This window comes from Amycolatopsis sp. Poz14 (assembly GCF_006704225.1).
GTDB classification, from domain to species: domain Bacteria; phylum Actinomycetota; class Actinomycetes; order Mycobacteriales; family Pseudonocardiaceae; genus Amycolatopsis; species Amycolatopsis nivea.
The window spans coordinates 7,261,834-7,274,686 of the sequence record NZ_JACLHD010000001.1; the positions used below are offsets into that span (position 1 = coordinate 7,261,834).

The window sequence follows — 12,853 nt, forward strand, 5'->3', positions numbered from 1 at the left end:
ATGAGACCAAGTCCCATCACTGCCCGAGGAGAACCCCCGATGAGCAAAGCTGTCCGTTACCGCCGATTCGGCGGACTCGACGTCCTCGACCTGGAGGAGGTGCCTGAGCCGCACGCCGGACCGGGCGAGGTCCGCGTCCGGGTCACGTCCGCCGGGCTGAATCCGATGGACTGGCAGATCGCCGCCCGGCCGGAAATGGCGGCGCGGTTCGGCATCACCCTGCCCGCCGGGTTCGGCAGCGATTTCGCCGGAGTAGTGGACGAAACAGGAGCCGGAGCCTCCGGTTTCGCCGTGGGCGACCGGGTGTTCGGGGGCGCGATCGGGCGATCCGTCGCCGATTTCGTCCTGGTCAAGACTCCCGCCACGACTCTGTGGCGCACCCCGGAGGGCATCAGCGACGAGGTGGCGAGCACGCTTCCGGTGGCCGGTCTGACGGCCTCCGCCGCACTCGCCGCGATCGGGCTTCACACCGGGGACACCGTCCTGATCGGCGGGGCGGCGGGCGGCGTGGGCATTTTCGCCGTGCAACTGGCGAAACTGGCCGGTGCCTGGGTGCTCGGGACTGCTTCCGAGCGCACGTTCGGCTTCCTGCGCGAACTCGGCGCCGAACCCGTGGCATACGGCCCCGGCCTCGCGGATCGGGTACGCGCCTTGGCGCCCGAAGGGATCACCGCGGCGACCGACCTGTTCGGCAGGGAAACGGCCGAGACCGCCCTCGAACTCGGCGTGGCTCCCGAACGGATCTCCACCGTCGCCGACGGTCCTGCGCTGCCAGGCGTGCGCGCGACGGGTGCGTTCGATGCGGAATCCGGTGCCCTCGAACGAATTACCACCGCGATCCGCAGTGGCGAGCTCACCGTGCCGATCGCGGCGTCCTTTCCGGTCGAGCAGATCCGCGAGGCGGTGACGATGCAGGCCGGACGGCACGTCCACGGCAAGATCGTAGTCGCACTGTGAACCGTTGACGCAGCACCGAAAACCAAGTCCGGACTTGGTTTTCGGACCGCCGCCCGCCGCTGGGCATCCGGCGCACTCCCCGCCAGCAGACGCCGGAAACGCCGTTCCCCCCAACGGACCCGCCGCTTCCCCGAACCGGACGCCGCCCCCTTCACCAGCCGTTACCACACGCCGCGGATCGGGCGGAACCTGACTTTCGCAGGTATCGGAGAGACTCCGGTCACCGGTATACCTTGACACCGGTCCAGGAAAGGTCTGGACCACTCTGCGGACCGGTACTGGTGTCCGAACGGACGTCTCCGCCGTCCGCCCGAGTCGTCCTATGTGGAGGCATCATGCACCGGCTGGACGCGGCACAGGATTACGCGCTCGGTTTGTTCCGCATCGTCGTCGGGTTCCTCTTCGCCTGCCACGGCGTGAAATCGCTGTTCGGAGTGCTCGGCGCGCACAGCGCGGCGCAGGTCGGCTCCTGGCCGGGCTGGTGGGCCGCGCTCATCCAGCTCGTCGCGGGCGGGCTCGTCCTGCTCGGCGCCGCCACCCGCGTCGCGGCGCTGATCGGATCGGGGTCGATGGCGTACGCCTACTTCTCCGTCCATCTGCCGCAAGGCATTTTCCCCATCGAGAACGGCGGCGAAGCGGCCGCGATGTTCTGCTGGGCGCTGCTGCTGATCGCGTTCACCGGCCCCGGCCGGCTCGCGCTCAGCGGGGCGCTTTCGGCGCTGCGGCCGCGGGATTCGCGCGTCGGAGCGGTCCCGCACGCCTAGCCGGACAACCGCCTATCCCCGGGTCGACCCGCGCACGATCAGCTCGTACTCCGCCGGCCCGGGGACCGGCGGCTCGATCCCCTCGACCCGATCGGCGAGCACCGCGACCGCGGTCCGGGCCAGCTGCACCGGCCGCAGATCGACCGCGGTGATCGGCGGGACGCCCGACCGGGTGTGCTCGGAATCGGAATCCGCGCCGCAGGCGATGCGCACGTCGCCGGGCACCGCCAAGCCCCGCGCCAGCGCGGCGGCCCGCACCCCGGCGGCGTGCCGCCCGGTCTGGCAGTACACCGCGTCCGGCGGCGAAGCCAGTGCGAACAGTTCCTCTCCCGCCTCGCGGCCGCCCGCCTCCCCCGCGACCTCCGCGCGACGCACCGCCAGCGGCTGCTGCCCGCGAGCGCGAACCCAGTCCAGATAAGCCTTTTCGGCGTCCAGGTTCCATTCGTTGCGGTCGGTGCCCAACACCGCCGCGACCCGCGTCCCGCCCGCCGCGGCCAGGTGGTCGAGCACCTCGGCGACGATCCGCCCGGTGCCGAGGTCGAGGTAGTCCGGCGACGCGGGCCGCGCCGGGTCCCGCCCGACGCCGAGGAACGGCACGCATTCGCGGTCCAGCATGGTGATCAGCGGATCGTTCTCGACCGGTTCGGTGATCAGGAACCCGTCGCAGGCGAGCCCGACGGCGGGCGCGTCGGCGCGCGTCGGGTCCGGCACCAGCATCAGGCCGTACCCGCGTTCCACCGCGGCCAGCGCGGCCGATCCGGCGAACCGCAGGAAGTAGTCGACGCCCTCCAGGAACGCGGTGTCCGACGGGTCGAGCGGCCGCACCACGAGCCCGAGCACCCCGAGCCTGCTGGACCGCAGCCCGCGTGCGACCGTGTCCGGCCGGTAGCCCAGCTCGCGCGCCGCCTCCCGCACCCGCTCCGCGGTCTCGGCCGCGACCGTCCCGTTCCCGCTGAAGGCATGCGACACCGTCGTCGGCGAGACCCCGGCGCGGCGGGCGACGTCCTTGATGGTCGCCCGCGTTCTTTTCCCGGCCATGACGCAGCAGCCTAACCTCGCCCAAATCGTTTTGGAACCTCGCCTGCGGAGAGCATTGCCCAAATCGATTTGGGTCCTTACCGTGGCCCGAGTCGATTCCCCGGTCCGGAGGTTCGCCATGACCGCTCCCGCCACCCCGCCCGTGTCGCCCGGCACGTCCGCCCCGCCCCCGCCCCGGTCCGGGCGCGGCCCGCGGGTGGAGGCCCACGGCATCGACGTCATCGGCGACGACGAACGGCACGGCCGCGCCCGTGACCTGTTCGGGGTGTGGGCCGCGCCCAACGTCAGCTACCTCAGCCTGGTCGTCGGCGGCGCGCTGGTGCTCAGCGGATTGAGCCTGCTGCAGGCGCTCGCGGTGATCGTCGCGGGCAACCTGTGCTGGGTGCTGGTCGGGCTGGTCTCGGTCAGCGGCCCGGCGGCGGGCGCGCCGAGCGAGGTCATCATGCGGGCGATGTTCGGCACCCGCGGCAACCGCTTCGTGATCGGCCTGAACGGCTGGCTCGTTTCGGTCTGCTACGTGGCGTTGAGCTGGTCCGCCGCGTCAGTGACCGCGTTCAGCCTGTGCGCGCGGCTCGGCATCGAGCTGAACACCATGGGCAAAGTCCTCGTGATCGTCGCGATCGCCGCCGCGACGCTGGTGATCAGCGTCTACGGCCACTCCGTGATCGTGCGCCTCTACCTGCCCCTGGCGATCGTGACGACCGCGGTTTTCCTGGTACTGGGCGGATTCCTGATCCGGCACACCGCGTGGAGCTACCAGCCTCCGACGCCGCTGCACGGAGTCGCGCTGTGGGCGGCGCTGGCCGGCGGCGTCGCGTTGGTCGCGTCGGCTTCCTTGTCCTACAACAACAGTGCGGACTTCGCGCGGTATCTCCCCCGCGACACCAAACCGTTCGCCGTCGCCGCCTGGACCGCCGCCGGAGCGTTCCTGCCGAGCATCGTGTTCACGGCGCTCGGAGCGTTCGCGGCGACCACTTTGGACATGAGCGATCCGCAAGCCGCGCTGGAATCCGTGCTGCCGCCGTGGTTCACGCCGATCTTCCTGATCGCGGTGATCCTCGGCGCGATCGCCAACAACGCGATGACCGTGTACAGCTCCGGCCTCGCGCTGCAGGCGATCGGCGTCCGCCTGCGCCGCTCCCGCAGCGTTCTGCTGGACGGCACCGCCGGCGTGCTGCTGACCCTGTACGCCTTGCTCGTGTCGGATTTCCTCAAGGCAGTCAACGACATGATGCAGCTGATGGTCATCGTGCTCGGCCCGATGATGGCGATCTACGTGACCGACCTTCTGCTGCGCCGCAACCGCTACGACGGCCACGCCCTCGCCGACGAACGCCGCGGCGGCCCGTTCTGGTACGTCGGCGGCGTGCACTGGGCCGGAATCGCCGCGCTCGTCCTCGGTGCGACCGCTTCGGCGTCCTGCCTGGCCGTTCCCGGGATGTACACCGGGTTCCTCGCGAGCGCGGCCGGCGGCATTGACTTCTCGCTGCCAGCGGGAATGCTGATCGCTGCCGGTGTCTACCTGCTCGCCGGCCGCCCCCGCGCCACCGCCTGACCTCGACCGCAAGGAAAGCGATGCACCTGCTCGTCAACGACCCGGACCCGCACGCCCGCGGAGTTTCCCGCGGCGCCCAGCTGCGCGAGGGCCTGACCGATGCGCTGGAGCTGTATCTGCGCTGGTTCGCCACCCTCGGCCGCACCGAACAGCAAATCCGCACCGACGCGCTCCGGCTGCTGGACAACGTCGCCGCCTGGCGGAGCCGCTACGCCGACGAGATCGCGGGCATCGCCGCGGGCGCCGGGATCGAACTGTGGCAGGCGGCCGCGCTCAACGGGCGCACCGAGATCATCGCCGCCGCACCGAGCACCCAGCCGGAATGCTCAACCCTCGTGCGCGTCCCCGATGCCGGCGCCCCGTACGGCATTCAAACCTGGGACTGGCACATCGAGCTCGCGGAATGCTGGCACACGCAGGAAGTGCGCGGCACGCGGTACGCCTTCGCCGGGATCACCGAACACGGCATCCTCGGCAAGATCGGCGTCAACAGCGCCGGACTCGGGCTGTTCTTCAACATCCTCGGCCACCAGGACGACTCCGCCGAGGGAATCCCGGTCCACGTGCTGGCCGCGGCCGTCCTCGGCGAAGCAGGCAGCGCCGCCGAAGCCCTCGACCTGCTGCGAACAGCCCCGATCCGCACGTCCGGAGCCTTCACGCTGCTCGATCCCGGCACGGCTGTCTGCGCCGAGCTGAGCCCGGCCGGAGTAACCACCCTCGACCCCGAAGCAGGTTTCCTGGTGCACACCAACCACTTTCTCGACCCCGACGCCGCCGCCCGCGAGAAGCGCGGACTCTTCGAACCGGATTCCCAGCTGAGGCACGCCATGATGACCACCCGGTCGCAGGATTACCCGACGCCCGCGCACGCCGTCGCCCTCGTCGCCTTCCTCCGTTCCGAACCCGGCGAACCGAAGCTGTGCTGCGTCCCGGACGCGGATGCCGCATTCGGTGACCGGTGGGCGACGCTGGCCACCGTCCTGATCGAACCGGCCGCCCAAACCGTGCGCGTGCACGCGGGCAGCCCGAACACGGTGACCGACTGGCGCCCGTTCGTCGCGGCGGAGACGGTGGTGGCCCGATGACGGCAGTGCACTACCGCGGCGGCCGGATCTTCACCGCGAGCGCGTCCGGCTGGGCGGAATCCATGGTCGTCCGCGGCGAAACCATCGAATACGTAGGCAGCACCGCCGAAGCTGACCGGATCGAAGCGCGGGTGGTCGACCTGGGCGGGGCCTTCGTGCTCCCCGGTTTCGTCGACGCGCACACCCATCTGGTCATGATGGGCGAAGCGCTGGAGCAAGTAGATCTGTTCTCCGCCACTTCGCCCGAGGACATCCAGCACCGGCTCGCCCGCGCCGCTGCGGACGATCCGGCCGCACCCCGGATCCTCGGCCGCAGCTGGCTTTTCGACGCGCTCGGCGAGCAAGCGCCGCACCGGAACCTGATCGACGCGGTGGTCCCGGACCGTCCGGTCTACCTCGCCGCCAACGACGTCCACTCCGCGTGGGTGAACAGCGCCGCGCTGCGCGAGCTGGGCATCGACCGCGACACGCCCGACCCGCTCGACGGCCGCATCGGGCGCGACGCGTCCGGCGAACCGGACGGCATGCTCTACGAAACCGCTGCGCTGCAACTGATGCGGCACTTCCTCGACGAGCAGACCAGCGACGCCGACCGCGACCGCGCACTGGCATCGGCGTTCACGCACTACCTCGCGGACGGCGTCACGACCGCGGTCGACATGGCGCTCTCCGAGAGCGAGCTCGCCGCGCTGGAACGTGCTCTCGACGGCGGGCGGCTTCGCCTGCGCGTTGCCGGCCACTGGCTGATCGAGCGCACCGGGAACACCGAGGACGACCTCCGCCAGGTCGAGCGCGCGGCGGAGTTGAGCGCGCGGTTGTCCGGACCGTGGCTGCGGGTGGCCGGGATCAAGGTGATGGTCGACGGAGTCATCGACACTTGTACCGCGGCGATGAAAAAGCCCTTCGCGGACGGCAGCCACCCCGGCCCGTTGTGGCCGTTGGAAGCACTGGCCCCGGTCGTCGCGGCGGCGGACGCGGCCGGGTTGCAGGTCGCGATGCACGCGATCGGCGACGAAGCGTCGGACATCGCGCTGTCCGCGCTGGAGCACGCGATCGAGGTCAACGGCCCGCGCGACCGGCGGCATCGCCTCGAACATCTGGAGACCGTGGCCCCGGAAAACGTCAAGCGCCTGGCGAAACTCGGTGCGGTCGCGTCGATGCAGCCGGTGCACGCGGACCCGGCGATCCAGGACAACTGGCGCGCGATGCTGGGCGACGACCGCGTACAGCGCGGCTACCCGTGGACGGAAATGACCGCCGCCGGCGCCGTCCTCGCGTTCGGCTCCGACGCCCCGACCGCGCCCCATCCGCCGCTCCCGAACATGTACGTCGCGACGACCCGACGTTCCGCGCTGAACCCCGATCTGGAACCCAACCTGCCGGAATACGCCCTGCCCCTGGCGGAAGCCCTCGCGCACGGCACCCGCGACGCCGCGTACGCGTGCCGATGGGAGGGCTTGACCGGACAGCTCGCGCCGGGCTTGGCTGCGGATTTCGTTGTGCTGGACGTCGATCCGTTCACCGAAGCACCGGACGCCCTGCTGCGGGCCCGGGTGCGCCAGACGTTCGTGGCGGGCAAATCCGATTGACGGCTTCGCCGGAGGTGGGCAGGGTGGTGATCATGCGGTTTTCGATCTGCATCCCCAACTTCGGCGATTTCGCCGATCCTCGCGCGGTGGCCAAGGTCGCCGCGGCGGCGGAAGAGGCGGGCTGGGACGGCCTGTTCGTCTGGGACCATGTGGTGCTGGACAAACGTCCCGGCCGTCCCTTCGGCGATCCGTGGATCCTGCTCGCCGCCGCGGCCTTGGCCACCAGCCGGGTCCGGCTCGGCCCCATGGTCACGCCGGTCGCGCGGCGCCGTCCGCAGCAGCTCGCCCGTCAGGTGTCCACTTTGGACCAGCTGTCCGGCGGCCGGGTGGTGTTCGGCGTCGGGCTGGGCGCGCCGCTCGACGCGGAGTACGCCGACTTCGGCGAATCCGCCGACCCGAAGGTGATCGCCGAGAAGCTGGACGAGGGCGTCGACCTGATCGCCCGCTTCTGGACCGGCGAACCGGTGACGTTCTCCGGCAAGCACTTCACCGCCCGCGACATCACGCTGCTGCCGACGCCGGTGCAACGCCCGCGCCCGCCGGTCTGGGTGGCGGGCCGGTGGCCCAACCGCCGCCCGATGCGCCGCGCGGCCCGCTGGGACGGGGTGGTGCCGATCTTCGAATCCGCCGGCCCGACGGGTCTGCCGGAACTGGCGGAGGTGCGGGACCTGATCGCCTATCTCCGGAGCCAGCGGGAGACCGACGCCCCGTTCGACGTGGTCTTCGGCGGAACGAGCCCCGCCGACCCGGCCAAGGCGCGCGGGGTGGTCGAGCCCTTCGCCGAGGCGGGGGTTACGTGGTGGGAGGAAAGCCTGCCGTTCGGGAGCGCGGAGGAGGACAAGCTGGAACCGGTGCTGCGCCGGGTGGAGGCGGGTCCGCCTGCGCTGTAGGGCCGGGGGTTGGGATCGCGGTCGGATGTCGCTGTCCGAGATTGCGGTGCCGGGCTGCCGTTGGATTGGCTGAGCCTCGCCCGGTTCAGTGCGATCGACCGCCGCTCGCTCGTCAACGCAGCCGAATGCCGCCGCCCCGCCCGCCCCCGCGACCGCCCAACGCGAATCGCCGACTCCCCCTGCCAAGCAAAGCCAACCAGGGCGGCCGCGGCATAAACCTCGCCAGTTCAGCGCACCGGACCGAACTCCGTCAGCCCCGGAAAGCCTCAGTGCGACTGGCCCGACTCCGCCAACGCGTCGATCGCCCCCACCAGCTCGTTCAACGCGGGCACCGCGGCCGCGATCAAATGCCGCCACGCCGGATGCACCCCGTCCAGCGCCGCGGCCAAGATCGCGGCGTTGTGCCCCTGCCACCGCTCGACCGCGGCGCGCCCGGTGTCGGTGAGTTCGAGCGCCACGGTCCGCCGGTCGTCCCCGCCGCTGGTGCGGGTGACCAGGTCCCGCGAGCGCAGCCCGGTGACCATCGTCGTCACCGAATTCGGCGCGAGCTTCAGCAATTGCGCGATCCGGCTCGGCCGCGCACCCGGGTTCTCGAACAGGCAGGACAGCAATTCCAGCTGCGCGACCGACAGCGTGTTGTCCGGGTCGGCAGTACGCGCGGCCCGCCGCATGGCGCGGCGGAGGCGGGCGACGACGTCGGCGAGGGCGGGTTCGGGCGCGGTCACTGGGTCTGCTCCGGGCGGGCCGCCAGTCCGGTCGCCGCGGCGAGGACGCCCGCTCCGGCCAGCACCGCGAGCGCGGCCGTTTCGCCGCCGGTGTGCAGGCACAGTGTCACAAGTGCCACGCCGAGCGCCGTCCCCAGTCCGCGCGCCATGTTCACCAGTCCTCCTCCGGTGGCCGACATCCGCGCCGGGATCGCGCTCATGACAGCCGAGTTGTTGGCCGGAATGAACACTCCCAGACCGAGCCCGGCCACCACCAGCGACACGCCCACCTCCCAAGGAGCGGACGCCGGCCCCAGCGCCGCGCAGCCAGCCGCCGCGACGAGCGCGCCCAGCACGGTGCGTCCGCGGGAACCGAGCCGCGCCGGGAGGACCCGGTCGGCCAGCACCGCAGCCACCGCGAACCCGGCGGGAAGACACGTCAGCACCGCACCGGTTCCGCCCGCAGTGCCGAGGACCTGCGGCAGCAACGTCAGCGGCCCGAACAACACGAGGTAGCCGCACAGCGCCCCGGCCAGTCCCAGCGAAACCACCGGCGGCCGCAGCACCGAGAGTTGCAGGATCGGGCTGCTCGCCGCCTTCTCCCGCAGCACGAACCCGATCGCCGCGCAGACCGTCGACGCGGCCAGCGCGATGAGCAGCCACCCCGGCATGTCCAGCCCGGACACCCCGGAAATCACCAGCAGCAAGGCCGTCGACGCGGTCGCGAGCAGTCCGACGCCCGCCCCGTCGAACCGGCCCAGCGGCGTCCGCTCGCGAGTGCGCGGCAGCAGGTAGCGCCCGGCGATCAGCCCGGCCAGCCCGACCGGCGCGTTGACCAGGAAAACCCACCGCCAGCCGACGGTGTCGACCAGCAGCCCGCCCACCGCGGGCCCGAGCGCGAGCCCCAGCGCCTGCGCCGCCGCCTGCACCCCGAGCGCGGCGCGCGCCCGGTCCTCGCGGACGCTGCGCACCACCAGCGCGACGCTGTTGGCCTGCAACATCGCCGCCCCGATCGCCTGCACGACCCGGAACGCGACCAGCCAGCCGAGCGTCGGCGCGAGCCCACACGCCACCGACGCGACGGTAAAGACACCGAACCCCTGCACGTAAGTGAGCTTCCGCCCGACCGCGTCAGCCACCCGCCCGACCGCGGCCAGCAGCCCCACCAACGCCAGCAGATACGCGAGCGACACCCACTGGACGGCCGCCAGCGGAGCCCCGTACTCGTGCTGCAGCGCGGGAAAAGTAAGCGTGACGATGCTGGCGTCGAGCTGCCCCATGAACGCGCCGAAACACACCGCGCCGACGGCGAACCACCCGGCGTTCGGATGGTCCCGCACCGCCGCCGGCCGAGCCCGCTCCAGGCCGATCGTCACTGCCGCCTCCCGCTTAGTTAGTTCTGTTGCAGAACTACTGTACGGGATGTACGTACATATGGCAGCCCCGGGATGGTGGCGTTTACCTGAGCGACGGAGTGAGATAGGTCGCCCGACGAGTTAACTGAAGGTAACGAGCCGTCACATGACGGGAAGTTCCTCGTCTTCGTCGTCCTCGTCCGGCTCGTCGCCGAAGGCCCGGGCGATCTGCAGAAGGCGGGCCAGGAAATCCGGGATGTCCTTCGCGATCTCGCCCGGCCCGATGGAGTCGATCGAGCCGTCGTAGACCTGGTCCACCACGCCGCCGACGGGAAGCCGGAACACCGTTCCGCTGCGGTATCCGACCGCGAACGTGCGTCCGCCGCCGTCCGAGGCGAAGACGGCGAGCCGCTCGTCGGTGGCCTCGGGCGCCCAGGCGGGAATGTCGGGGCGATGCAGGCTGTCCAGCACCCAGGCGAGGGAGTGAATGAAGTAGGCGTTGTGCAGATTCGCGAAGCTGGCTTCCCGGATGGACGCGTACAACTCGAGCAGCGACGGCGGCAGGCCGGACTCCGCGGCTATCCGCAGCGCGGCCTCATCGACCTCTTCCGTCACCGTGTCCGGCTCAAGCTGGATCCCGCGGAAGATGGCCTGCATGCGGGACATGTAACGTTCGATCGCTTGGCGCATGTCTTCGCACCACTGCCGGTAATCCACGCGGATACGCTACCGGCGACGCGGCGGGGCCAGACGACACGCGCCTGGCCCCGTCGCACCTCACTGCTGATAAGGAGCCGCCGCCGATTGGGCAGCCGTGATCAGCGCGCCTTTGTTCTTCGGCCAGAATGTGCTGTCCACGCACGAATACCGCGGCAGGAACCCGCCACAACTCCCGCTCTGGCCGCCGACCTCGAACGTGTAGCTGGCGACTCCCAGCGCGCCATAGGTGAAGTCATCCGTCGTACCGCTGGTCGAATAGCCGACGGTTTCCGTGTTGGTCCCCACCAGATACCCGTTCGAATCGCTGAACTTCGCGCCGAGCTTGCGCAGCGCGGCGTCATTCGGCGCGGGGTCGGAAGTGAAGCCCCACGGGACAATGATGTCGTTCCCGTAGCTGTGCAACGTGATCATCGTGCCGCGCGTGGTGTCCGGAGCCGGGTCGTTGTCGCCGCTGCCGCGCTGTTCCGGGTAAATCGAGCGGAAAAGCTTCTCCAGCGCCTGGACCTCAGGTTCCGATCCGGCACTCACCCCTTGGTACGTCTCGGCGCACGGCGAGTCCGAGTCCGCCCCCCAGCGGAAGGTGGAGTTGCGGTTCAGGTCGATGCCGATGTTCGTCCCGCTGCAATTGCCCCGGCTGGTGTTCGCGTTCTTCCGCTGCAGTTTCGGCGAATTCCCGCCGGAGGCTACGATGTCGACGCCGTCCGGGTTCGAGATCGGGACCACCCAGACCTCGGTGGTGTCCAAAATGGACGTCGCGGTGGCGTCGCTGCCGTACCCGTCGGCGAGGTAGTCGATCCAGCGCCAGGCGAGTTCGCCGGTCGAGATCTCCCGGGCGTGGATCTGCGCCATCAGTGCGAATTTCGGCTTCGGGGATGTCGTGGACAGCGTGCAGTCGCCGTCCTTTTTCTTGGTCAGGCAGATCGCCTTGATGTCGTGGCCGCCCTTGCCCTGGGTCTTCCGCCACGACTGGCCGATCGTGTACTCGGTCGCCAGATCCGGGTGCGCAGCCGCGACTTTCGCCAGGTGCGCTTCCTGTGCCGCGACAGTGCGATAGCCGCCATAGAACGTGTCGCCGGCGGCGCGCGTGGTCACTCCTTTGTAGACAGTGTCGAAGAATTCCGGCGCGTAGCCGCGATTCCGCAATTGCCCGGCGACCGACTGGTTCCCGATCACATAGGCCACACCAGGGCTGGTCCCGGCGACGTCGAACCCAGCACGGGCCAAGGAAGCCGCCTCGGCGGGCGTAGCGGGGACGCGCCACGAGACCGGATCGTCCGGCGCGGCAGCGGCTGCGGCGGTCGTGGTGCCGCCGAGTGCGACCAGCACTCCGACGACGCTGAGGGTGAGCCGGATCGAGAACCTGCCCGCCATCGGAGCTCCTCACGCAGCGAAGGAAGGCCACCCCGTGCGGACGGTGACCACTCGGCAGCGCACAGTGTGCTCTTCGGGACGAATCCGGCCCACCTCCGAAAGTCGGGTGTCAGCAGGTGACCGAAACCTTCGCGCCGCGCTCGAACGAAACGTGGACGTGGTCGAAGTGGTTCGCGGTCTCGCCGCCGCGGTCCTCCATCGCCGACCAGCCGCTGCCGTCGTTGTAGCGCTGCTGCCAGATCACGTACTTCGCGCCGAGCTCGTCCTGATGCGCGAGAACGTAAGCAGCCAAAGCGTTTCCGGTCTTCGTGTCGACCATGAAGTCCAGCGCGAGACCGGCGGGATGGTCGCTCGCGCCCGACCGTCCGGCCCGGCCGCCGACCGTGTCCACCGAAAACTTTTCCTTGAGGAAATTACCCGCCTGGGCCACCGAGGGCTGCGTTCCGGCCAATGTGGACGAACACGCTTTCGCCGCCGGAGTCACCGAAGTACGAGAAGTCGTTTTACTGGTCGGCGAAGACGAGGACGACGTCGTCGTCGGGGCAGCGCTGGAAGACGTCGTGGGCGGCGTCGAAGTGGTCGACGGGACGCTGCTCGTGGGCCGTGGCGCGCTGAACGCGTGCATCTCCGCGGCCGCGGCCGGGAACTGCTCCGGTTCGACCGAGCCAGCGGCCAGCCACACCGGCACCGCCAGCGCGCCGACGGCCAGGGCGCCCGCCGCGGCAGGCAGCCGCCACGACTTCGATCCGTCCCGATGTCTACCGGACACCTCGCACCACCATCTCCTCGTTCGGGTCGCAAAGCCGCCACGACATTACGAACAGG

Annotated in this window: 12 protein-coding genes; 6 read left to right on the forward strand and 6 right to left on the reverse strand. The window is 70.4% G+C overall.

The annotated features are described in order from the left end of the window. Positions 1-39: 39 nt before the first annotated feature. Both FKO37_RS33715 and FKO37_RS33720 read left to right on the forward strand, forming a co-directional pair. Positions 40-957 (forward strand): NADP-dependent oxidoreductase, encoded by a 918-nt coding sequence (locus FKO37_RS33715; protein WP_037819483.1) that lies wholly within the window; start codon positions 40-42, stop codon positions 955-957. Between the two features lie 335 nt (positions 958-1,292). Next, positions 1,293-1,721 (forward strand): DoxX family protein, encoded by a 429-nt coding sequence (locus FKO37_RS33720; RefSeq protein WP_037819481.1) that lies wholly within the window; start codon positions 1,293-1,295, stop codon positions 1,719-1,721. Between the two features lie 12 nt (positions 1,722-1,733). Here the strand turns inward: FKO37_RS33720 and FKO37_RS33725 are convergent, their stop codons facing one another. Then, on the reverse strand, positions 1,734-2,759 hold the full coding sequence (locus tag FKO37_RS33725; protein WP_238607150.1) for a LacI family DNA-binding transcriptional regulator: 1,026 nt from the start codon (positions 2,757-2,759) through the stop codon (positions 1,734-1,736). A 118-nt stretch (positions 2,760-2,877) separates the two neighbouring features. On the opposite strand from FKO37_RS33725, the gene FKO37_RS33730 reads away from it, so the two are divergent. The 4 genes from FKO37_RS33730 to FKO37_RS33745 are packed head-to-tail and all read left to right on the forward strand — an operon-like array spanning position 2,878 to position 7,878. Continuing rightward, the gene (locus FKO37_RS33730) at positions 2,878-4,314 is read left to right on the forward strand and encodes a cytosine permease (RefSeq protein ID WP_238607151.1); all 1,437 of its coding nucleotides are present in this window, start codon (positions 2,878-2,880) and stop codon (positions 4,312-4,314) included. Positions 4,315-4,334: 20 nt separating this feature from the next. After that, positions 4,335-5,399, forward strand: coding sequence for a C45 family peptidase (locus FKO37_RS33735; RefSeq protein WP_238607152.1), 1,065 nt, complete (start codon positions 4,335-4,337; stop codon positions 5,397-5,399). After that, positions 5,396-6,988 (forward strand): amidohydrolase, encoded by a 1,593-nt coding sequence (locus FKO37_RS33740; protein ID WP_238607153.1) that lies wholly within the window; start codon positions 5,396-5,398, stop codon positions 6,986-6,988. Before FKO37_RS33735 ends, FKO37_RS33740 begins: the two co-directional genes overlap by 4 nt. A gap of 32 nt (positions 6,989-7,020) precedes the next feature. Further along, positions 7,021-7,878, forward strand: coding sequence for an LLM class flavin-dependent oxidoreductase (locus tag FKO37_RS33745; protein ID WP_037819562.1), 858 nt, complete (start codon positions 7,021-7,023; stop codon positions 7,876-7,878). Between the two features lie 266 nt (positions 7,879-8,144). Here the strand turns inward: FKO37_RS33745 and FKO37_RS33750 are convergent, their stop codons facing one another. From FKO37_RS33750 to FKO37_RS33770, 5 genes are all read right to left on the reverse strand, one after another. Beyond that, complete coding sequence (locus tag FKO37_RS33750; RefSeq protein ID WP_037819471.1) at positions 8,145-8,603, reverse strand: MarR family winged helix-turn-helix transcriptional regulator; 459 nt, start codon at positions 8,601-8,603, stop codon at positions 8,145-8,147. After that, on the reverse strand, positions 8,600-9,958 hold the full coding sequence (locus FKO37_RS33755) for an MFS transporter (RefSeq protein WP_238607154.1): 1,359 nt from the start codon (positions 9,956-9,958) through the stop codon (positions 8,600-8,602). The genes FKO37_RS33750 and FKO37_RS33755 overlap by 4 nt, the downstream gene beginning before the upstream one ends. Positions 9,959-10,099: 141 nt before the next feature. Further along, positions 10,100-10,654 (reverse strand): SMI1/KNR4 family protein, encoded by a 555-nt coding sequence (locus tag FKO37_RS33760; RefSeq protein WP_238607155.1) that lies wholly within the window; start codon positions 10,652-10,654, stop codon positions 10,100-10,102. A gap of 60 nt (positions 10,655-10,714) precedes the next feature. After that, positions 10,715-12,028, reverse strand: a complete 1,314-nt coding sequence (locus FKO37_RS33765; protein WP_238607156.1) for a M14 family zinc carboxypeptidase — start codon at positions 12,026-12,028, stop codon at positions 10,715-10,717. A 109-nt stretch (positions 12,029-12,137) separates the two neighbouring features. Next, the gene (locus FKO37_RS33770; protein WP_238607157.1) at positions 12,138-12,797 is read right to left on the reverse strand and encodes a hypothetical protein; all 660 of its coding nucleotides are present in this window, start codon (positions 12,795-12,797) and stop codon (positions 12,138-12,140) included. Positions 12,798-12,853: the final 56 nt, after the last annotated feature.

What these genes read in the sequence shown, in the direction of transcription:
- FKO37_RS33715 (WP_037819483.1), top strand. Translation starts at nt 40, where the DNA reads ATGAGCAAAGCTGTCCGTTACCGCCGATTCGGCGGACTCGACGTCCTC.
- FKO37_RS33720 (WP_037819481.1), top strand. Translation starts at nt 1,293, where the DNA reads ATGCACCGGCTGGACGCGGCACAGGATTACGCGCTCGGTTTGTTCCGC.
- FKO37_RS33725 (WP_238607150.1), bottom strand. Translation starts at nt 2,759, where the DNA reads ATGGCCGGGAAAAGAACGCGGGCGACCATCAAGGACGTCGCCCGCCGC.
- FKO37_RS33730 (WP_238607151.1), top strand. Translation starts at nt 2,878, where the DNA reads ATGACCGCTCCCGCCACCCCGCCCGTGTCGCCCGGCACGTCCGCCCCG.
- FKO37_RS33735 (WP_238607152.1), top strand. Translation starts at nt 4,335, where the DNA reads ATGCACCTGCTCGTCAACGACCCGGACCCGCACGCCCGCGGAGTTTCC.
- FKO37_RS33740 (WP_238607153.1), top strand. Translation starts at nt 5,396, where the DNA reads ATGACGGCAGTGCACTACCGCGGCGGCCGGATCTTCACCGCGAGCGCG.
- FKO37_RS33745 (WP_037819562.1), top strand. Translation starts at nt 7,021, where the DNA reads ATGCGGTTTTCGATCTGCATCCCCAACTTCGGCGATTTCGCCGATCCT.
- FKO37_RS33765 (WP_238607156.1), bottom strand. Translation starts at nt 12,028, where the DNA reads ATGGCGGGCAGGTTCTCGATCCGGCTCACCCTCAGCGTCGTCGGAGTG.